Source organism: Adlercreutzia shanghongiae, from assembly GCF_035830635.1.
GTDB lineage: Bacteria > Actinomycetota > Coriobacteriia > Coriobacteriales > Eggerthellaceae > Adlercreutzia > Adlercreutzia shanghongiae.
This window is the reverse complement of the sequence record NZ_JAYMFI010000015.1, coordinates 82019-103710: the sequence shown is the minus strand read 5'-3', so window position 1 is coordinate 103710 and position 21692 is coordinate 82019. Positions and strand designations below refer to the sequence as shown.

Here is a 21692-nt window from a genome sequence, read left to right as displayed (position 1 = left end):
TTGCACTGCTCTTTTGAGCAGCTTGTCTAGTTTAATGCGCCCGCGCCCGCTGTCAATGGGAAATTCCCAAAAGGTCGAAAAGTTCCTTGCGGGAGTTGATGCCCATCTTCTCGTAGATGTGCCGGGTGTGGGCCTTGAAGGTGCCCTCGGCGATGAAGAGCTCCTGCTGAATGACGCGGCCGGTCTTCCCCGCGGCCAGAAGCGCCAGCACCTCCTGCTCGCGCGGGCTCAGGCGGTAGGTGCGCGAGAGCTCGTCCACGCGCTCGGCTGCGCGCTCCTCCTCGGCCGTGCGCTCGATGAGGCCGCCCGTATCCAGGATGGACACGCCCCATTTGCTGGCGAGCTCCTTCTCGGAGAACAGCAGAGCCGTGGCCGCCAGAATGAGCACCGACACGATGACGGTAACCGTCAGCGCCTCGGTGGACGCGGGCAGGCCGAGGGCACCCAGCAAGCCCGTCGCTTCGCCGCCGGCCACCTGCAGCAGCTGCTCGGCGTTCTTGATGGCCATGAACGCCACAATGGCCACGCCCAGGCGCTTCGAAATATCGAAGAGCAGAAACATCACGAGGAACGACATGAGCGAATAGCTGATGGCGATAAGGTAGCCGGACACCGCCGCACCGAACAGACTTTCCGCCGGCACCAGCAGGAAACCGCACACCATGAGCACCACCGGCGACCGGTACAGAAGCCCAATGTTGAACCGCTTCGACGCGAAATAGGCCGTGGCGAACAGCACCGCCATGAGGATGAACGTCGATACCGACGAGTGTCGCCCGGCACCGGCCACCAACTGGTTGGCCCGCATGCCGTAGGCGAAAGCGTACAGGCCGTACAGCGCAAACAGCTTCCACGGGTAAGAGAACTTCGGCACACCGCGCTTGGGTCGGTCGGCTGTCGGAACGTGGTAGTAAGCGCCTCGCAGATAGGCGCCCGCGAGCACGGGCAGAAGCACCAGCATGGCCTGAGCCTGAACGCCAGCAAGCCCCTCGCAGAAGAACGTGATAACCGAGCCCAGCACCATAGCGCCCGACAGAAACAGGAAGATGCGCAACAAGCTGAAAGTCGCGAGCACTTCGGCGGCCAGTAGCAGGAAGAGCCCGTAGCCCACGCCCGCCGCCAGCGAGCCGCCCACCATCAGCGCAAACGACGCCTCGGGCACCCACGCCGCCGCCACACACAAAAGCGACGCCGCAACCATGCACCCAAAGGACGCGGCTTTCACCGCACGATTCTCATTCAACGGCACGAACCGTCGGAACAGCAGCACGAGCAGGATGCTCACGGCAATGTAGGCCACATCGAAGGTGAAATGCGGCTCGAACGACCACGGCGCCGCATCCAACACGCCCGCGCCTGCAGTCGCACCCGTGAACGTGAGCGTCGCCCAAGCCCGGGCGCACCCATACGCGCAAATATAGCGTCGCCCGCCCTTCAAAAGCGCACGGCGATCTTCTTGCATTTCGCTTCCCAAAGGCCATCCCCTCTCAAAAACAGCAAGCGTCATATATTGTCTTCTTTTTTACCAAAAAGTCGAGTTGGTAGAGTCTGCAAGAGCTGGGGAGGCCCAAAATGGGTCTTTCTTACTCAAATGGGACGCTTTTTTCAGTCGATATCCCTTGTTCAGACTCTACTAACTCGGGTTTTTAGAATTGACGCCTATTGCGGTGAAAAAGGTGCAGGCGCAGCAAAGCCGGCGCCCCATACGGAGCGCCGGCTTGAGGGAGGGTATCAGTTGGCGGCTTTCCGCGGCAGGCCAAGCCCGCACTTCAGTGCCGAGCGCGAACCCGCGCGGCTTCTACAGCCCGGCCACGTAGCGGCCCGTGGCAAAGCCGGTGGTGATGGCACGGCCCACCGACAGGCCCTCGATGTCCATCGGGTAGTTGCTGTTGCCGAAGAAGGGGCCCGAGGCGTTACCCACGGCGAACAGGCCGGGGATGGGCTGCATGTCGGCGTCCAGGCACTGGAAGTTGTCGTCGCACCACAGGCCGTCCACCAAAGCGTCGATGTTGTTCGCACCGCGCGGCACCGCGTAGCAGGGGGCCTCGATGGGCACCATGTACTCGTCGCGCTTGCCGAAGTCGGCGTCGCCCTCGCCGGCAGCCACCAGCTCGTTGTAGCGGTTGATGGACTCCACAATGGCCTCCACGGTGTAGTCGTGGGCCCAGCCCTCCTCGTCGGCATAGGCGATCATGTTCGCGGCCAGCTCCTCCAGGGTGTCGCCTTTGATCCAGGCCTCCGGATCCACATTGCGGTAGGCGTTGTGGATGGAGATGTCGGAGAAGGGCTTCCAGGCCTCGTAGTGCTCCTCCCAGTTCGTGGGCACGATAGAGAAGAACTTCGCGGCGGTGGACTCGGCGAAATCGACCTCGGCCAGGTACTTGTTGGTGAACTCGTTCAGGTAGCCCATGCGGCAGCAGCCCTCATCCATGAAGCGCTTGCCGTGGCGGTCCAGGAACAGGTACGGCATCTCGAAGCGCACCTTCGGGCCCTCGCCGTGCACCATCTTGGTGTGCGAGGCCGGGCACATCTGGGCGCCGACCCACATGGCGGCCTTGAGGCCGGTGCCGTTGCGGAAGTCCACGGCCTGATGCAGGCCCTTGGCGTCGGGGGTGTAGTAGTACAGCATCTCGGAGTCGCCCACGTAGTCGCCCGAGGCCATGATGACGCCCTTGGCGGCGCGCAGCAGCACGTGGCTGCCGTCCTTGGCCTCGCCGATGGCACCGGCCACGCGGCCGTCCTCCATGTACAGCTGCACGCAGGGGGTCTCGAAGAAGATCTCGGCGCCCTCTTCCTGCACGGCGTCGCCGATGATGAGCGCGCCCTTCTGGTGGCCCTCGTCATGGAAGTAGGTGTTGGCGTGGAAGTACACGTCGTGGCCGTTGCAGTTCACCACGTAGTCGTAGGGCTTCGACTCGCTGCCGCCCTTGGCCGCGGCCTCGGCCCACCAGGCCAGCGCCTCCTGGGAGTTGCGGGCCCAGGTTTCCACCTGGCCCATGTTGGCGCGGTAGTCGCTCTTGTAGTTGATGAAGGACAGCGCCGCCTTGATGCCAGCCTCGCTCGTCTTGGTCAGGTCGATAGAGGCGCCCATGTTGCCGGCGGTCTGCACGATAGACAGGCTCTGGAGCACGCCCACAGTAGCACCGGTCTCCAGGGCCGCGTGAATGGCGGCCAGGCCCGACTCGCCGGCACCGACCACCACGACGTCGAAGTCGTGGGTCTCGGCGAAATCGGTGATCTCGGCGGGCTTCTGCAGGAAGCTCGGGCCCACATAGGCGGAGCCGTCGCCGGCGGCAGCGGCATCGCCCGTGCCGGCGAGCTTGGGCTGCCCGCAACCGGCAAGCGCTCCGGCGGCGGCCACGCCCATGGCGGCCACGCCACCGAACTTGAACAAATCGCGACGAGAAACATTCATAGCGTTCTTCATGATGGGTTCCCTTTCCCTCTCTCGTGGCGCCGAGCCCTTGACAAGGCTCGGCCGCAGCCTCCGTGCTGCCTTGGTTCGCGGCGAAGCTCCCTCGCCCGCCGCTGCAGCTCGCTGGCTGCACCACGCACTATGGACGCGGCGGAAAAACCGTGCATCGACCACCGAGGAAAAAGAAGTTTAAAGCTTTAAACCACCCTATAAACCTAGTGATTGATCTGGGAAAACGAAAAACGGACGAGATTGATCCCGTCCGCTTTAAACCGTTGCCGTTGTTGCGAGAACCTACGCCACCTGCTTGGTGTCGTCGCCGGCGGCCACCTCCTCGGGCGTCTGCGCGGCGCCGTTTTGCTGAACGACGTCGTCCTCGGGCTCGCCGGAGGCGTTCTCGTCGCCGGCGGCAGCCTGCGCAGGGGCAGCGTTGCCAGCCGAGCCTTCGCCCGCAGCCGCGTCGATGCCGGCCGCCTCAGTACCGTCGCCCGCGGCATCCTCCGCCGCCGGAGCCTTGCCGCCCTCGCCCAGAATCTCGTAGGCCGGGCTCACATTGGAACCGGCGGCTTCCACGTAGGTGAAGCTGATCTCGTCGCCCACCTTGTAGCCGACGATATCCAGCAGGCCGGGCAACGCGAAGTCGAAGATGGCGCCGTCCTCCCCTTCCACGGTCACGTAGAAGTGGGTGTTGCCCTCGATAACCGCCTGGTTCAGCGAGCGAATGACGCCCTTCACCGTGACGACGTCGGTGGTGCCGCCCTCGCCCTCGGCCACCACGCCGTTGGTGGCGAGCAGCGCCTCGTAGGCCTTCTGGGTGTCGGCCACGGTATCGCCCACGGCCACGTTCTGGTAGCGCTGGATGTCGATCATGGCGAACTTCTTCACCAGGCCCGCGCCGTCCTTCAGGGCCATGAAGTAGGTGGGCTGGTTCCCCACGTTGATGAGCAGCGGGAACGTGGAGGTGTAGCGCAAGTTCTGCACCTGGCCCTCGGCCGATTCCATGGCCGAGTCCTCGGTGGCGCCGGCCACGGAGTAGAAGTGCGATTCCTGGGTGCGCTGGTTCACCAGCACGAAACCGATGATGGAGTTGTCGGCCGTGGCGGAGGTGACGCCGGTGTACACCCACACGTCGTCGTCCTTCGCGATGTAGTTGTAGCCGAGCGTGCCGTCGGTGCCGGGGGTCGTGCGCACCACGCCCTCCTGACCGAGGAACGAGTTCAGCCAGCCGTTGTTGTAGGCGCCCCACCAGTTGTACTGCTGGATGAGCAGCTCGGCCGGGAACACGCGGTCCACCCACTCGGGGCACTCCTCCAGCGACAGATCCTGCGTCTCGCCCGTAGTGGCGTCGCACAGCACCACGCGGCTGATGGTCTCGCCGCCGAAGAGCCCGATGGTGAAGTCGCGCACGGGGCAGATCCACCAGGGATGGCCGTCCTCGTCAATCTCGAAGGACTTCTCGCCGAACATGTAGAAGGGGTACTTCAACTGCACGTGGCGGTCTATGTTGCGGGCGAGCGGCTCGGAAGCCGAGTAGTAGATGGGCGAATCGCCCAGGCGCACGATCTCGGCGTCCTGGGTGGTCATGTTCACGAGCGCGTAGGCCGGAATGCCGCCGTCGCGGTTGGTGAACCACTTGAACAGGTCGGCGTAACCCAGCGGGCTCACGCGCACCGGCGTGCCCTGGTAGTTGATCTGCGAGTACAGGTTCGACACCTCGAACTGGCTCACGTACTCGGGGATGGAGCCCATCTCGCGGTTGCCCAGCAGAATGGCCGAGTCACGGTCGATGACGGGAATCTCGGAGTAGTTCACTTCCTTAATGTCCTGGGCGAACTCCAGCGTGTCGGTCTTCAGCACGTTGGAGTACTTCTCGGCGTTGCCCGGAAAGATGGCCATGGACATGACGGCGCCGATGGCCACGAGCGCCACCACCGCCACCGGCACGAAAGACAGCACGCGGAACGTCTTGGCCTTGCCCTCGTTCTTCACCACTTCTTTGGTGCCGTTTCTGTATTGGCGCGAGCGCGTCCAGAGCACAAGGAACACCGGCAGCAGGACGACGATGAAGACGATGCTCCAGAAGTCCGTCGAGTGGATATTGATAGCCGGATGGAACCACCAGTAGGCGCCCGCGATGACGAGCAGCGCCACCACGATGATGAGCGCGAGCCACTTTTTGGAGGGCAGGTGGAAATCGTTAGCGAGAAACTCGAAGTTCACCGGCGTGGCCCCATCGCCGCCCGAGCCGCCATGGCCCTTGCCGCCACCGCCGCCGACACCGCCGCCGAAGCCTCCAAACCCGCTGAAGGGGAACCCGCCGAAACCGCCCACGCCGCCGCGCGAGCCCGACGCGCCGGAGCCGCCGGCCGAGCCTGCGCCCGAGCCTGCGCCCGAACCGCCCGGCGTCTGCGGACCAGCCGAGCCGGCGCCGCCGCCCGCACCCACGTTGTCGGTGTTCACGCCCGATTGGCGCAACGCCTCCAGCAGGGAATCCAGACCAGATTGTGCCACTGAAATCATCCTCTCCAAACGCTGCCCGCCGCACGGCCCCTCGCCGTGCCCAAGCTGGCAGCCCCTTCATTTCCCAGGGGCGACTTCCCGCCCCGCCATAGGTTTCGTGCCACTATACAGGAACGGCCCCCGCTTACGCGGAGGCCGTCAAATACCCGAAAGAAAACCGCAAGGGCAAGAGGTGCCGATCGTTACAGGATCGCGCGGCCCAGCTCGCCGACGACTTCTTCCAAGCGCACCTTGGCCTCGGTGTGGGTGCCCATGTCGCGCAGGGTCACCTCACCAGCCGCCAGCTCGTCGGGACCGAGCACGGCCACGCGGGCCGCGCCCAGCTTGTCGGCCAGCTTGAACTGGCTCTTCAGGCTGCGCTTCTGGTGATCCATCTCGGTGGTAAAGCCGGCGTCGCGGCATTCCTGCACCAGCGCGAAGGCCCGGGCGCGCACCGACTCATCGACGCAGGCCACGAACAGGTCGCACTTCTGGGCACGCGGGAACTGAACGCCCGCCGCCTCCAGGGCCAGCACGCAGCGCTCGAAGCCGAGGGCGAAGCCCAGGCCCGGCGTGGGACGACCGCCCACCTCCTCGGCCAGCCTGTCGTAACGTCCGCCGCCGCCGATGGCGTTCTGGCTTCCCATGCCGTTGTCCACCTGCACCTCGAACACCGTGCGGGTGTAGTAGTCGAGCCCGCGCACGAGCTTGTAGTCTTCCTCGTAGGCCACCCCCGCGCCATCGAGCAGCTCCTTCACCGCGCCGTAGTGCTCCAGGCATTCATCGCACAGATGGTCGGTGATCTTCGGGGCCTCGGCCATCACGGATGCGCACTGGGGGTTCTTGCAATCGAAGGCGCGCAGCGGATTCACCTCGGCGCGCGTGAGGCAGGTCTCGCACAGCTCGTCGGCGTGCTCATCCATGTACGCCTTCACCAGATTGCGGTAGGCCGGGCGGCATTTCTCGCAGCCCATGGAGTTCAGCAGCAGGCGCATGGATTCGCGCGGGATGCCCACCTTCTCGTAGAAGCGCATGAGCATGATAATGGCCTCGGCATCGATCGTCGGCTCCTCGGCGCCCAGGCACTCCACGCCCACCTGGTTGAACTGGCGCTGGCGGCCCTTCTGCGGACGCTCGGCGCGGAACATCGGGCCTGCGTACATGAGCTTCGCCGGCGCCGCCCCCTGGGGCACCAGATCGTGCTGCACCACGGCGCGCACCACGCCGGCCGTGCCCTCGGGGCGCAAGCTCAGACGGCTCTTCGCCTTCGGGGCCTTCCCCTCCTCTACCCAACGACGCAGGTTTTCACCGGAGATGGCCGTGAACATCTCCTTGGACACCACGTCGGTGGCCTCGCCGATGCCGCGGATGAAGAGCTCCGTCTGCTCCATGATGGGGGTGTCGATGGGCAGGTAGCCGTAGGCGCCGAACACCTCGACCGCCGTCTGCTTGAACCGGTTCCAGAACAGCGCCTCGTCGGGCAGAAGATCGCGGGTTCCCTCGGGAGCGTTAATGGCCATGATGGTGTCCTTCGTCGTCGGCGGGGCGCAGCTCTTCGGGCACAGGGCGCGTCCCCGTAAGCGCGGGGCGCACGGCCCGGTCGGCCCGCCGCATATCCCCGCTTTCGGTAAACTTCGGGTATTGTAACGCAGAAAGGACGACCCTGCGGGCCGTCCTTTCCCAATGGCTTTGCAGCCGGTTCCTAGTGATGGTGCTGGCAGGCCTGGGAGGGGTCCATGATGGGGGCCTCGCCAGCGGCCACGGCAGCTGCGGCGTCGCCCACCACCGGGTGCACGTTGTCGAAGTACACGGTGATGCCCGCTTGGTTGAAGCCCATGAGCGGACGACCGCCCATGCCCGCGGCCACAATGGCGTCCACGCCCGCGTCGGACAAGAGGCCCACCGGGCGCAGGCAGCCGCCGGCCTCGTGCGGCGGATTCTCCACCACGGCGGTCTCTTCGGCCACCGCGCCGTCCTCGATGGTCACGATGGTGAAGCGGTCGCAATGGCCGAAATGGCCCGCGCGCTGGGCGGAAAGCCCCGCCTCGCCCATAGTGGGAACGGCCAGCTTAATCGTCGTCATACGCATCCTCTTTCTCTCGAAGTGTGTTTCACTCGTTATTCAACGAGAAGTTGGAAACAACGTCAAGCTCAACCACACAAACGGCACCACCTCAGTGAAGAAGGGCGCCTCCCGCACGTGCCGGGAAGCGCCCTCCTGCTTGAACGATGTTTAGCGCGACACTCTACAGGCGCTCTACCACCAAATCGCCCATGCGCGCGGTGCCGACCACCTGGTCGGCCGGGGTATCGGCGCCCTTGATGTCGCCGGTACGCCAGCCGGCGTCCAGCACCTCGGTCACGGCGCGGCGGATATCGTCGGCCGCCTCGGCCATGTTAAAGCTATAGCGCAGCATCATCTCCACCGACAGGATTTGGGCGAGCGGGTTGGCGATGCCGCGACCGGCGATGTCGGGCGCGCTGCCGTGGCTCGGCTCGTACAGGGCCACGCCGTCCCCCAAGCTGGCGCTCGCCAGCATGCCGAGAGAGCCCGTGATCTGGGCGGCCTCGTCGGAGAGGATGTCGCCGAACATGTTCTCGGTCACCACCACGTCGAAGTCGGCGGGGCGGTTGATGAGCTGCATGGCGGTGTTGTCCACGAGCAGGTCCTCAAGCTCCACGTCGGCGTAGGCCTCCTCGTGCACGCGATGCACGATCTCGCGCCACAAACGGCTCGTCTCCAGCACGTTGGCCTTATCCACGCTCGTCACCTTGTTGCGGCGCTTGCGGGCAATTTCGAAGGCCTGGCGAGCGATGCGCTCGATCTCGTACTCGGAGTACTCAAGCGTATCGTAGGCGCGCTGGCCCGGGGCGCCGTTCACACCGGCCTCCGGCTCGTCGTAGAAGCGCTCGCGGCGGCCGAAGTACAAGCCGCCCGTCAGCTCGCGCACGATCATCATGTCCACGCCGTCCACAATCTCGGGGCGCAGGGTACTCGCATCGGCCAGGGCGTTGAAGATCTGCACGGGACGCAGATTCGTGTACAGCCCGAGCTCCTTGCGGATGCCCAGCAGACCCTGCTCCGGGCGCGGAGCGGCCGGGTCGGTGGTATCCCACTTCGGGCCGCCCACCGCGGCCAGCAGCACCGCGTCGGAGGCGCGGGCCGCGTCCAGCGTCGCTGTCGGCAAGGGCTCACCGGTCTCGTCGATGGCCGCGCCGCCGATGAGCGCGTCGGTGTACTCGAAGGCCGTGTCGTACTTCGCGCCCACCGCGTTCAGCACCTTCACGCCCTCGGCAATAATCTCCGGTCCGATGCCGTCACCAGCCAGCAGACAGATCTTGTACGTGTTCATTTCTTCCTTCTTCCGTGCTATAATGCAGAAGGCCAGCAAAGCCCGCCAGTTGCTAAACTGTGGGGCGGGCGGCGCAGGTTCAAGTGATTAGGTTAGAGTCGGTTGCCGCCGGCTCTTTCCTTTTCTCCCTTCGTCATCCGTCGTTGCTTATATTCTCTCCAGACCTCGAGTATAAACCCGGCAACCGTGGCAAGGGCTGCGCAGCCATTCAAGATTTCAAGGACAATACCCATAGGAAGTGCCTCCTTTCAGAAGCACCACCCGCAAGCGGACTTTGCTGGCCCTCTCAGTATACCAGCTCTTACAAACTAATAATACGAATAAATGTTCCTATTTCCCAAGCTTCTTCTGCCAGCGCGGCACAAGGCCGCCGGCGTTGATGATCTCCATGAGGAACGGCGGGAAGGGCTGGGCCGTGAAGGTCTCGCCCGTGGTCTCGTCGGTGATGATGCCGGCATCGGCGTCCACGGACACGATGTCGCCGTTGCTGATGGCGTCCACGGCCTCGGGGCATTCCATAATGGCCAGGCCCGTGTTGATGGCGTTGCGGTAGAAGATGCGCGCGAAGCTCTTGGCGATGACCACATCCACGCCGGCCGCCTTGATGGCGATGGGCGCGTGCTCCCGCGAGCTGCCGCAGCCGAAGTTCTCGTCGGCCACGATGATGTCGCCGGCCTGCACGTTGTTCACGAATTCCGTGTCCAAGTCCTCCAGGCAGTGCTTCGCCAGCTCCGCCGGGTCGGAGGTGTTCAGATAGCGGGCCGGAATGATGACGTCGGTGTCGATGTCGCGCCCGTAGCGGTGCACGGTTCCCTTGAATTGCATGGGGGCTCCTCCCTACTCCGCCGCGCTGGCGACGGGCTCCAAATCTTCCGGAAGGCCGATGTGGCCGAGCACGGCCGAGGCGGCGGCCACGGCCGGCGAGGACAGGTACACCTCGCTCGTGGGGTCGCCCATGCGGCCGACGAAGTTGCGGTTCGTGGTGGCGATGGCGCGCTCGCCGGCGGCGAGGATGCCCATGTAGCCTCCCAGGCACGGCCCGCAGGTGGGGGTGGACACGGCGCAGTGGGCGTTGATGAAGATGTCCATGAGCCCCTCGGCGATGCACTGCTGGTACACCTGCTGGGTGGCGGGAATCACGATGCAGCGCACGTCCGGATGCACCGTGCGGCCCTTCAGCACCGCGGCGGCCTGACGCATGTCGTCCAAGCGGCCGTTGGTGCAGCTGCCGATGACCGCCTGGTCGATTTTCACGTCGCGGGCCTCGGCCACCGGGCGCGTGTTGCTCGGCAGGTGCGGGAAGGCCACCGTCGGCACAATATCGACAGCGTCAATCTCGATGACCTGCGCGAACTCCGCATCGTCGTCGGAATAGTAGGCGGTGTAGGGGCGCTCGGCGCGTCCATCCATGTAGGCGCGGGTCACGTCGTCCACCGGGATGAGGCCCGCCTTGCCGCCGGCCTCGATGGCCATGTTCGAGATGGACAGACGCTCGTCCATGGGCATGGTCGCAATGGCGCTGCCCGTGAACTCCATGGCCTTGTACAGGGCGCCGTCCACGCCGATCATGCCGATGATGTGCAGGATGACGTCTTTGCCCGTCACGCCCGGGGCCAGCTCGCCATTGATGACGAACTTGATGGTCTCGGGCACCTTGAACCAAGCTTTGCCCGTGGCCATGCCCACGCCGGCGTCGGTAGAGCCCACGCCCGTGGAGAACGCACCCAGCGCGCCGTAGGTGCAGGTGTGGCTGTCGGCGCCGATGATAAGGTCGCCCGCGCCCACCACGCCCTGCTCGGGCAGCAGCGCGTGCTCAACGCCCATGCAGCCCACCTCGTAGTAGTGGGAGATGCCCTGCTCGCGCACGAAATCACGCACGATCTTGGCCTGCTCGGCGCTCTTGATGTCCTTGTTGGGCACGTAGTGGTCGGGCACGAGGATCACGCGGTCGGCGTCGAACACTGCATCGGTGATCTCGCGGACGGTCTTGATGGCAATGGGGGCCGTGACGTCGTTGGCGAGCACCAGGTCCAGATTGCATTCGATCAGCTGGCCGGGCACCACCTCGTCGAGCCCCGCATGGGCGGCGAGAATCTTCTCCGCCATAGTCATGGGACGAGTCATGGACATTCCTCCTGCAAACGCATAAGGCTTACTCTTAAACTCAGTTATTCTAGCACCACCATGTTTCCAATTCGTTTTCTTCGTCCCAAACGCAAAATGCCGCCCCGAGGGGCGGCATTTGAGGGAGGGTAAAGATAGTTGGACGCGGGGCACGAGGCGCGGGGCACGAGGCTCGGGGCGCGGGGACGCCTACTTCTCGGCGAGCATCTTGCCCACCATGCGGCCGAAGGTGGCGCAGCGGCCGGCGTTGATGCCGGCGGCCAGGTTCGGGTAGGTGCCGGCGTAGAAGCTGCCCTGGTCGTTGCCGACGACGTAGACGCCCTCGATGGGGTTGCCGTCCTCGCCGTAGGGCTGCAGGTCGTCGTTCACCTGGATGCCGTCCAGCGTGCACAGGGTAAGGCCGCAGTTCTTCACCGAGCCGTAGAACGGCGGGGTCTTCAGCGCGCTCAGGCGGAATGCCTCCTTGCCGAACTGCAGGTCCTCGCCCTTCTCGTAGTTCTCGGTCTGCTGAGCGCACGTATCGAGGAACACCTGCTTGTCATCGCCGGTAAAGCCCAGCTTGTCGGCAAGCTCCTCCAGCGTGTCGGCCTTCTGGATGAAGCCGGCCTCGACGAAGGCCTCCATCTCCGGCTCGATCCACTCGTCCAGCATGCCCGGGAAGGCGTCGTGGTCGGAGCCGCCCTCGGGCTGCATGTAGATGGTGGAGCAGCCCACGGTGTGGAAGATCGGCACGTAGGTCTTCCAATCACCGTCCCAGATCTGGTGCCAGTAGCGCTCGGCCGCCGGACGCTTGGAGGTGGCGCCGAACACGTAGTCGTAGGGCGCGCTCTCGTTGTGGAAGCGGGCGCCGTGGGGGTCGACGCGCAGGAAGGGCTGGGAGGCGAAGAAGAAGTAGCCGTAGGAGTCGCCGCCGATCTCGTAGGGCGTGGCGATGTCCTGATCGGCCGTGAGCAGGCAGCGGTTGAAGGTGAGCGAGGTGTGCACGGCGTCCATCTGAGCGCCGGCCCACATGAGGGCCTTGATGCCGTCGCCGGTGCAGGACGGGAAGGCGTCGAGGGTGCCCAGGCACGAATAGCGCGTCGGCTGCAGCGCCTGGTACATGTCCTGGTTGTAGGCGTAGCCGCCCGTGGCCACCACAACGCCCTTGGCCGCGTTGATGCGGATCATGCCATCCTTGCCCTCGGCGTAGACGCCCACGACCTTGCCATCCTCCATGATAAGGCTGCGCATGGGGGTCTCGAAACGGATCTCGCAGCCGTCGAAGGAGGTAAGGTAGTTGTTCAGGCACTCGGAGACCTGAGGCTCGCGCTCGGTATAGCCGGCGCCATCGCGGCCGTTGGTGCCATGGCCGGTGGGCCAGTCCTTGTAGAAGGTGCCCTTGGGCATGTTCCACTCGAGCTGCACCTCGAGGCCGTCCTTGGCGATGACATCGGCATACCAGTCGATGGCCTCGCCGGAGTTCTCGGCCCACTTGCGGTAGAGCGCCGAGTGGATCTGGCCGTCGGCATAGCGGTCCATGTCGTTCATGATTTCCATGGGGTTGATGGCGGCCGCCTCGCCCACCTCCTGCTGGAAGCGGGAGTTCACCGCGCCCAAGGCCGAGGAGCGCACGCCGTTGCCGTTGCCGGCCTTCTCGATGAGCAGCGTCTTGGCGCCGTTCTCGGCCGCAGCGCAGGCGGCGAAGTAGCCGGACGTGCCCGCGCCGACGACGAGCACGTCGACGTCGACGGTCTCGACGCAGTCGGCATCGGAAATCTCGGGGGCCTTGCCGAGCCACGCATCGTCGGCGGCAGAGCCAGCGGTGCCGGCGGGGCCATCCGCGGCGACGTCCTGCTCGGCCGCGCCAGGCTGCTTCGGCGAGCAGCCGGCCATGGCGCCCACCGCGGCGAGCGACCCCAAAGCCGCGGCGCCGGTCAGAAACGAGCGGCGGGAAAAGGTTGCATCTGTCATGGGTTCCTCCTTTTTCTGTTTCCCGCCAAAGACCGAAGGCGCTCGCGGAGGCCTGCCGCCGCCCGCCCGCACCTTCGCCTCGTTGCCGGGAAGTCCCTCCCTTGAGGTTTCAAGGTGGGCCCATCTTGGCAGCGCACGGCAGGAAAAACATCGCCTGAAAGCTGGGTTCTCCTTGTTTTTCACCTACAATAGGTGAGGGTGAGAAAGCGGGCTTGATCTAAGATGAGCGGGCTGTTTTCGCAGGCGAGGGAGGACTATGGCGAAATCGACGAACACGGCGCGCCAAGGGGCGATCGCCAAGCTGGAGGGAACGCTGAAGTTCCGCTACCTCGGCATCGGATTCATCTGGGCCTGGGTCTACGGTTCCTACGAGACCTCCGCCGTGTACCCCCTGCGCCTGGGCTCGGGCATCAATGCCGACGCCTCGTGGCTCGTTTCGGCTATCGCGGTAACGGTCGTGCTCTTCTTGGCGGGCGTCGTCTTGGGAAGGCGGCGCGGGGCACCGCCGGCATGGCTTGCCGCAGCATCTGCGGTCTGCGCCGGCGTGGGCACCCTCGCCTCGTCGCTAAGCGACAGCTTTGCCATAGGCGTCGTGGCGAGCGGACTGCTCACTGGCTTCGGAACCGCGCTGTTGAATATCTTATGGGGACAGGCCCTCGCGCAGCTTGACGAGGAAAGCGCCGAGCTGGCCATCCCGGCCGCCTCGATTATCATGGTGGCCGGCGCCCTTGTCTTCCCCTACCTTCCTCCGGGGCCGGGCACCGTCGCGACAGCCACGCTGCCCGTCGCTTCAGGTGCCCTTCTGCTGCTCACCTATCGAGACCAGGGGCTTTCCGAACAGAACGAGGAAGGCGGCGGGGAGACCGCACCGAGCCTCCTCGCCAAGACGAGTCGCACGAATACCCCTTCGACGTCCCCTGCCACCATCGTGCGCATCGCCCTGCTGTTGTTTGTCACCTACTTTGCTACCAGCTGCGTTGAGGCCATGCGCTTCAGTGACAACGAGCCCTTCTCGGCCCTCGGCGTCGACTGGCCCGCCCTTATCGGCTCGGCCTGCGGCATCGCGCTCATGGCGGCCTTCCTGCTATTCGCCAGGCGCCCGTCCTTCGACGAGCTGTTCAAGCTGCTGGCACCGCTTGTCACGCTCTCCCTCGCCCTGCTGCCGTGGGCCGATCTGTGGGCGGTGCTCATTTCCTCCACCGTCTCCTCGGTCACCAATACCATCCTGACCGTCGCGTCGTTTCTGTACGTGGTTACCGCCGCGCGGCGCGGCCTCATCAACGCCGCCCTCGGCATCGGCATCACCCAAGGCGCCCTGCAGCTCGGCGTGCTATGCGGCAACGTGCTGGGGCTTTACTTCGGAGGCCAAATCGGCGACCAGCCCTACTCGCTGTTCGCCGTCGCCTTCGGGCTCATGGTCGTCTTCTCGCTTGCCTGGGTCGCCTATCCCGCCGATCGTCGCGTCTGGCGACGTCCTCTCTCCGTTCCTCTTTCCGCAACAGACGGCGTGAGCGAGGCCTCCACCTCGTTCGGCGCTCAGGCAAAAGGCGCTTTGGAAAAGAGCACCGCCAACAGAAAGGATGCGGCCCGCACCGGCGACGAGACGCCAGGCGATGGCCGAACGCTCGACATCGACGACCGCTGCCGCATGCTCTCCGAGGCCCACGGGCTTTCCGGACGCGAGGCGGAGATCCTAGGATACCTCGCCCGCGGCCGCAGCCAACCCTACATCCGCGAAGAGCTCGTGCTTTCCAAGAACACCGTGGCCACCCACGTGAAGCACATCTACCAGAAGTTGAATGTGCACTCCCGCCAAGAGCTGCTGGATCTCTTCGAGGCGCGCTAGCCACACGCACACGCGCTTGCCGCACGCTCGATTGTCACGCGCACACGCGCTTGCCACATCAAACTGCATCAAACCGCACAAAAGTGCAGTTATCTTCCGGCAATCCATACATTTCTCGCCCCAAGTTCGGATTTCGGCGCAGAAAACTATACAAAAGTGCAGTTATCGTCAGACGGGCGGACCGGCGGCAGCGCCGAGAGGGCAGACCGCCATCATCGTCGGAAGGCAGACCAGCGGCGGCGTCAGACGGGCAGACCAGCGGCGGCGTCGGAAAGGCAAACCGCAACCATCGTCAGAAAGACAAACAACCGGTGCATCAAAAGGGCAGACCAAAGTCTGCCCGCTGAATCTTGCTGAATTGGGAGAGAAGACGTCGCTCGCTACTCCTGCAGCGCCGAGCACAGCGCATCCAGCAAGGTGATGGCATAGTGCTGGGCGGAACGCTCCGGGCCGGCCTCCAACCACACGGTGCCGGGAAGCAGCACCGACAGACGGGGCCACACGGCGTCGCGGGCCACGTCAACGGCCGAGGCCAGACGCAAGGAGAGCGTATCCTCCTCTTCGTAGGAAACCAGCGGCACCCCCGCATCGGCGTCCTTGGCGTCCAGCAGCACGTGCACGAGCATCATGGACGCATCGGGCGGCACCGAGAGGCTATCGGCGCTGATGATCTTCGAGGCAGGGTTGGTCGCTTGGGACAAATTCGACATACGTGAAGCCACCGAGCGGGAGAACTCGTCGGTGCCGAACAGGCACACGGCGTTGCGCTCGAGCACATCGGCCGCACGAGCGAAGCCCAAATGGCGTACCGAGCCGTGAGTGGCCTCCTTGCCGACCCACGAATGGGCCAGATTGCGCAAAGCGGCATAGGTGTAGGCGCCCGCAATGCCATCGGAGGGCAGACCGAGGTTCAGCTGGAAGCGGCGCAGGGCCTCTTCGGTGTGAGCGCCGAAGATGGCATCGCGCGCACCGTAGAAGAACCCGAGCGCGCCCAAGGCCTGCTGCAGCTCGAACACATCGTGGCCGTGGAAGTATGGCATGCGCAAATACAGCGTGCGATCGCCCAAGTTGTAGGAAGCGTCCACCAGGGCAGACCACACCTTCTCGGTGACTTCCTCGCTCACCGGCAAGGCCGACTCGGCCAGGAAGGCAGCCAGCGCTTCCACCGTGGCGTCATCGAAGGTGCCGGTAATGGCGTCCTCGGGCAAATGCCCGATGCGGGCCAGGCGCGCCTGAACGTCTTCTACGGCGGCGCCCGTGTCGTTTCTCTTGATAGGCTCCATTATTTCAACCTGTTCACGAACCAGTCGGCCATAGATACAAGCAGATCGCGGTACGGCGAGGGCGAAAGCGCCCCGGCCAGCCGCGCTTTGGCATTAAGCGTGAGATCCTCGGCGAAGGAGCGGGCGTAGTCGATCGACCCCGCCTCCTCCATGATTTCCACGGCCTCGGCCAGCACCTCCGGATCGCGCTCCTTCGCGGAGAGGATCTCGATGAGCCGCCCGCGGGCTTCGGGCGCGGCGTTTTGCAGGGCATGCACCACCACCAGCGTGCGCTTGCCCTCGGTGATGTCGCTGCGGAAGTCCTTTTTCTTCGCCTCGTCGGTGCCCACCAGGTTCAGAAGGTCGTCCTGGATCTGGAAGGCCAAGCCGGTGTCCAGCCCGTAGCTGCGCAGGGCCTCCACCTTCTCGTCGTCGGCACCACCCACGATGGCGCCCACGGCCAGCGGCACGGCGCCGGAGTAGTGGGCCGTCTTGTGGATGGCCATGGTGAGATAGTCCTCGGGAGCAATGTCGTAGCGACCGTCGCGAGCCCAGCCCAGATCGAGCGCCTGGCCCTCCACCGTGCGGCAGGTCATGGCGATGAGCTCGCTGATGACGCGCACCTTCGTGGCATCGTCCAGCAGAGGGTCGTTCACCACCGGGCCGTTCACCATGGAGAGCGCCAAATCGCCCATGTTGATGGCCAGTCCCAGTCCCTCGGTGAGGTGCAGGCAGGGCTCGCCGCGGCGCAGCTCGGCCTCGTCGGCGATGTCGTCGTGGATGAGGGCCGCGGAGTGGAAGTGCTCGATGGCCGCCGCCGAGGTGGTGGCGCAATCAGGGTTGCCGCCCACCGCCAGGCAGGCCGCGTAGCAGATGAGCGGGCGATGGCGCTTGCCGGCGTTCTCGCTGTACCGGTACAGGGGCGCGTACAGGTAGCGGTCCATGTCGCCGTGCGCGCCGTGGGGGATGTAGCTGTTGATGAGCTCCCCGACCGGGTCGGCGTAGCACTTCAGATAGGATTCGAACGTGGCGGGCGTCTCTTCGACGCAAGCGAGGATTTCGGTGATGTTCTTCATAGCGCTTTCTTGCCGTCGGTCGGTCGTTTCAGCATCGAATCATGATACCACGGCCCACGCCCGCAAGCGCGCACGCGCCGCACGCGAACGTGATTGTAAGATTGAACGGTAAAAGACACCGTAACCGGCAGCAGGATATTAGAAAGAACCCTTCCCCTCCAACTCCCCTTGCAGCAGAGAAACAATTTTAGAACCCACATCGGCGAAGCACTCGTAGCATTCCGCCCAAGGAAGAAATGCTTCGCTCCGAGCACACTCAGCTGTTCTGAGCATGAAGTCAGGGACCCACCGCTGAGCATGACTGGACCAAAATGTACGCGCACGCTCAATCCATTGGCCTGCGGACGCAACGTCCTCGGCGCACAACGCAGCGGCGGCACTGCCCAGGAGGAAAGATAGAAACGAAAACTCGCGCCAAATGCTGTCCGACGGCTCCTTGTTCCGATCGCACGGGAGAACGCCAGCCGCCGCCATTTGACGCTCGACGTCAAGCGTTATTTGCGATCTAAACAGCGACGGAACTCCCTCTCTTTGGTCTGCTACAAAGCGAAAGGGGCTTTCATAGGGAAATACAGGCACTTTTGATCCTGGAGCAAGATAAAGGAGGGAGTATCCCTTTCGTGCCGAATCCAGCAAGGAGTTCGGTGAGCTGGAAGAGAGAGCTTGGATGTTTTCGATAGCAGAATCGAGCTGAGAGGGTTCCGCGCCGGCATCTTCAACACTGTGAATACAATCTTCGAGGTAGGACCCATCCAGCAACGATGATATCAGCCGCTCTGTGGGGTATTTGAACGTCTCCGACAACAGCTCGCAGCAATCAGCTAGCCCTATGTAACGACGTATTGCGGCCTCGCGATTCACCATTTTAGGTCCTTTCACCCATGAGAATAGCGTTGCGACCGATGACGAGTCTCGGTCGCAACGCTTCTTCGCGTTGTCACAACTGCTAAGCAGTTGCGCTATTTCAGATAGAAGACACTCGGACTCGTGCCCGCCTCCTCGCGAAGAAAGAACGATTCCCGCCCAGCAATGGCCTTGGAGACCTCAGACTCCGGATCGTCCAAATCGCCCCAATAACGAGCGCGCCCCGGGCATAAAACCATGCAAGCAGGCTTTTCACCTCGATCGATCAGGTTCTTGCAGAAGGTGCACTTCTCAACCGAACCAACTTCATGCACCGGAGCATCATGCTCGCCCAATACCACATCGAGATAGTAGTCCACGTCATCGCTTATAGGAGTACGCACCCCCTCATAGGGGCAAGCCTGGATGCAAGACTCGCATCCGATACACAGCTCATCATCAATTGAAACAATTCCCGTATCGGGATCTTTCGCCGAAGCGCCCGTGGGACATACCTCCACACATGCAGGGTTAGCACAATGCTGGCATTGAACAGGAAGATAGCTCAACACACAGTCCGGAAAAGCTCCTCCAGCGTTGTCGTTTGCCCGCGCACCTCGCACAACCGCCGTGCCGAAATTTGAATAGTCACCATTGTTCTTTGTGTAAACGACGTTGTAGGCAATATCTTTCGGCAAATTATTTGCAGTCTTGCAGGCAGCAGCACAAGTCTGGCACCCGAAGCAACGCTTAAGATCAATCGCCATACCGTAATTCGTCATCATGCCTCCTCATTGATCTTCTCAATCGCAACAGCTACGTCGTAGAAAACCATGTTTTCACATGCTTGGTTAAACTCATGCGAAGTGATATCATTCCATCCGCCGTCGATATGCTCTTCGATTTGATATGCACGCGGACCTGTAACAATACCTTTTGGCAGTCCAGGGTTAATAACAACAGGAAGAACCAGAGCCCCACGGTCGTTGTAAAGCCTGACCATATCCCCCTCTGCAACATCGAGCTCTTTCGCATCATCGACGCTAACCCTTACAAAGGGACCGGGCTCATATTCCTTCAAGCTCTCAACATCCCACCATTCCGAATGAGTTCGCGTGCGCATGTTCTCCGTGATAACAACAAAGGGGTATTTTTCACGAATGGCACTGTTGATATCGGCTTCCTTGGCAGGCTCCCAATACGGCACCTTCTCTTTAGTCTCGTCGACTTCCTGCCCGATATCATAGCCCAGCGCAACAGCTTCCTGATAGAAAGAAGCTCGCCCCGTCGACGTAGCGAAAACCGCGCCTTCCATTGCGATGTGCTCCGACTGGCCGAAAACTCGAACCGCTCCATTCTCGCTCAGTGCTTCGACGGTAACGCCTCGCTCTCTGCATGTATCGTTGTCAAGCAGCATGGACATGTATTCTTCTTCCGTCATGTCCAAAAACTTCCCTAGATTAAGCTGTTCGAGGATCATTTTGTAAATTTCGAAGTCAGATTTCGACTCGTACATTCGCTCAAGCACAGGCTTTTGAAGGATGGCGTACGGATGCGTAATATATGTTCCAAACAACTCCGTGCATTCGAACCAGTGGCAAACCGGCAGCAAAATATCGGCGTATTTTGCCGTTTCCGTCATCGTAATATCTGCCACTACTACAAACTCGAGCTTCTTAATCCAGTCGATTGTATACGCCCGATTGGTATTCACGGACACCGGGTTTGTAAAGCAAATGTAACATCCCTTGAGCGGAACTTCCGTCCCCGTGATAACCCCCGAGTCCAAAATGGAGCCTATATTGTTGAGATTGACAATCGTCCCCGATCCGTAAAGAACCGTGCCATCATCGTCGACGGGGAACGCCCCTTGAGTGGCATTGACGATATTGCCAAGTTCCATAGACGACATAGCGCCAACCGCCGCACCCGGCTTTCCGATTTGTCCGGTCATAAGCGCGGGCAATGTCATGCACCAGTAATTGTAGGCACCATTATTGTAGTGGTCGGGCCCCACAGCCCAAAGGGTGTTGACAGGTCCTTCCTCGGCATAGATGCGGGCCAGCTCCTTGATTGTATCCACCGGCACGCCAGTCAATTCCTCCGTTCGCTCCAAAGTGTAGGAAGCCGTCAATTCCTTAAGCTGGTCGAATTGCGTTTTGACGGGAATCCCTTTTACGCTTTCCACACCTTCGATCGCGGGATCAACAGCATCTTCGAGCGCGACCGCAGAGCTGGTACTTTCATCCCAAACCACGAAGGGATCGACAATGACCGGCTCTCCGGTATCGGGGTCAACGCCATTCTGCTCAGGATCAACGCCCAAATCGCTCAGACGAAGCTGAGATCCGTCCTCCTTGATTAGAAATGCCGCTTCACTATGGTGCTTGAGGAAGTTGTCATCGTACGACTGCTCCGCAATAATGCGGCCCGTTATCCCCAAAGCCAAAGCGCCGTCCGTGGCCGGGTTGACATAGATGTACTGATCGGCCTTTGCAGCGTTGAAATTGAAAACGGGATCTATGACAATGTATTTGGTGCCTGCTTCCTTTGCTTCCAAAATAAAGTGTCCGACCTGCGGCATAGACATAAACGGATTTGAGCCCCAGCAAATAATCGTCTTCGAATTCTTCCAGTCAGTGGGCTCGTTTTGATACGCAAAACTCGAACCACTGCCAAGCGCTCGACCCATTCCATAGCCCATGGCCATATCAACGGCTTGCATCACCGTAGAGCACCCCGTAGCGGCGATAAAACGCGACAGGGCACTACCCCACATTCCGCCGCCAATCGATCCAGCGCAGCCTCCCCCATAAAATACCGCCATCGATTCTGCGCCGTACTCTTCGGCAAAGCCTCTCCAAGTAGTGGCAATGGTTTCTATGGCCTCATCCCAGCTAATTCGTTCAAACTTCCCTTCGCCTCTCTCGCCAATACGCTTCATGGGATACTGGAGACGCTTTGAGCTATAGACACGCTCGGGATGCGACAGGCCTTTTGAGCAAATCCGATTGTAGCTTGCATCGGGAAACTCCCTCATAGATGTTCGCACTAGCTTGCCGTCACGAACATGAAGGCTCAGAAAGCAGCCACCGAAACAATCGCCGCGGCACACGCCCGAGAAAATCTCATCGGGTGATTCCTGGAGCGAAGCCGCATCGCCAGTCTCGGCAAGATTGTCGGCTACCGGGGTACAGCCGGCAAGCGCGCCGGTGGCCGTCAGTGCGGCAGCCCCTTTGATGAAGCTTCTGCGCGTGAAGCGTGCCTCTGCCTTCGCTTGGGTCATGGATTTCTCCTCTCTCTCCCTCACGGGCTCGGCCGCGC

Annotated in this window: 15 protein-coding genes; 1 reads left to right on the top strand and 14 read right to left on the bottom strand. The window is 62.6% G+C overall.

The genetic code is table 11. The annotated features are described in order from the left end of the window. Window positions 1-52 precede the first annotated feature (52 nt). The 9 genes from VJ923_RS08385 to VJ923_RS08345 all read right to left on the bottom strand — a co-directional run bounded on the left by VJ923_RS08385 (window position 53) and on the right by VJ923_RS08345 (window position 13341). Window positions 53-1462 carry a helix-turn-helix transcriptional regulator gene (locus VJ923_RS08385; protein WP_326440462.1) on the bottom strand — a complete coding sequence of 470 codons (1410 nt, stop codon included), beginning with the start codon at window positions 1460-1462 and terminating at the stop codon, window positions 53-55. Window positions 1463-1798: 336 nt separating this feature from the next. Then, entirely contained in the window at window positions 1799-3427 is a 1629-nt protein-coding gene (locus VJ923_RS08380; protein WP_326440460.1) for an FAD-binding protein, read from the bottom strand. A 282-nt stretch (window positions 3428-3709) separates the two neighbouring features. After that, window positions 3710-5926 carry a Tat pathway signal sequence gene (locus VJ923_RS08375; protein ID WP_326440458.1) on the bottom strand — a complete coding sequence of 739 codons (2217 nt, stop codon included), beginning with the start codon at window positions 5924-5926 and terminating at the stop codon, window positions 3710-3712. Between the two features lie 191 nt (window positions 5927-6117). Continuing rightward, a complete protein-coding gene (hisS, locus tag VJ923_RS08370) occupies window positions 6118-7434 on the bottom strand; it encodes a histidine--tRNA ligase (RefSeq protein ID WP_326440456.1) in 1317 nt (438 codons plus the stop codon). Between the two features lie 182 nt (window positions 7435-7616). Next, window positions 7617-7997 (bottom strand): NifB/NifX family molybdenum-iron cluster-binding protein, encoded by a 381-nt coding sequence (locus VJ923_RS08365; protein WP_326440454.1) that lies wholly within the window; start codon window positions 7995-7997, stop codon window positions 7617-7619. A gap of 163 nt (window positions 7998-8160) precedes the next feature. After that, entirely contained in the window at window positions 8161-9267 is a 1107-nt protein-coding gene (leuB, locus tag VJ923_RS08360; RefSeq protein WP_326440452.1) for a 3-isopropylmalate dehydrogenase, read from the bottom strand. 330 nt (window positions 9268-9597) lie between these two features. After that, the gene (leuD, locus tag VJ923_RS08355) at window positions 9598-10092 is read right to left on the bottom strand and encodes a 3-isopropylmalate dehydratase small subunit (protein WP_326440450.1); all 495 of its coding nucleotides are present in this window, start codon (window positions 10090-10092) and stop codon (window positions 9598-9600) included. Window positions 10093-10104: 12 nt separating this feature from the next. Beyond that, entirely contained in the window at window positions 10105-11391 is a 1287-nt protein-coding gene (gene leuC, locus VJ923_RS08350; protein WP_326440448.1) for a 3-isopropylmalate dehydratase large subunit, read from the bottom strand. Window positions 11392-11580: 189 nt separating this feature from the next. Continuing rightward, the gene (locus tag VJ923_RS08345; RefSeq protein ID WP_326440446.1) at window positions 11581-13341 is read right to left on the bottom strand and encodes an FAD-dependent oxidoreductase; all 1761 of its coding nucleotides are present in this window, start codon (window positions 13339-13341) and stop codon (window positions 11581-11583) included. A 256-nt stretch (window positions 13342-13597) separates the two neighbouring features. On the opposite strand from VJ923_RS08345, the gene VJ923_RS08340 reads away from it, so the two are divergent. Next, complete coding sequence (locus VJ923_RS08340; protein WP_326440444.1) at window positions 13598-15187, top strand: helix-turn-helix transcriptional regulator; 1590 nt, start codon at window positions 13598-13600, stop codon at window positions 15185-15187. 380 nt (window positions 15188-15567) lie between these two features. Here the strand turns inward: VJ923_RS08340 and VJ923_RS08335 are convergent, their stop codons facing one another. The 5 genes from VJ923_RS08335 to VJ923_RS08315 all read right to left on the bottom strand — a co-directional run bounded on the left by VJ923_RS08335 (window position 15568) and on the right by VJ923_RS08315 (window position 21654). Then, the gene (locus VJ923_RS08335; protein ID WP_326440442.1) at window positions 15568-16470 is read right to left on the bottom strand and encodes a peptidoglycan-binding domain-containing protein; all 903 of its coding nucleotides are present in this window, start codon (window positions 16468-16470) and stop codon (window positions 15568-15570) included. After that, window positions 16470-17525: a polyprenyl synthetase family protein gene (locus VJ923_RS08330; RefSeq protein ID WP_326440440.1), complete on the bottom strand. Its 1056-nt coding sequence runs from the start codon at window positions 17523-17525 to the stop codon at window positions 16470-16472. Before VJ923_RS08330 ends, VJ923_RS08335 begins: the two co-directional genes overlap by 1 nt. Window positions 17526-17663: 138 nt before the next feature. Beyond that, window positions 17664-18389, bottom strand: coding sequence for a molecular chaperone TorD family protein (locus tag VJ923_RS08325; protein WP_326440438.1), 726 nt, complete (start codon window positions 18387-18389; stop codon window positions 17664-17666). A gap of 95 nt (window positions 18390-18484) precedes the next feature. Further along, a complete protein-coding gene (locus VJ923_RS08320) occupies window positions 18485-19150 on the bottom strand; it encodes a 4Fe-4S dicluster domain-containing protein (RefSeq protein ID WP_326440474.1) in 666 nt (221 codons plus the stop codon). Next, window positions 19150-21654 carry a molybdopterin-dependent oxidoreductase gene (locus VJ923_RS08315; protein ID WP_326440436.1) on the bottom strand — a complete coding sequence of 835 codons (2505 nt, stop codon included), beginning with the start codon at window positions 21652-21654 and terminating at the stop codon, window positions 19150-19152. Before VJ923_RS08315 ends, VJ923_RS08320 begins: the two co-directional genes overlap by 1 nt. Window positions 21655-21692 lie beyond the last annotated feature (38 nt).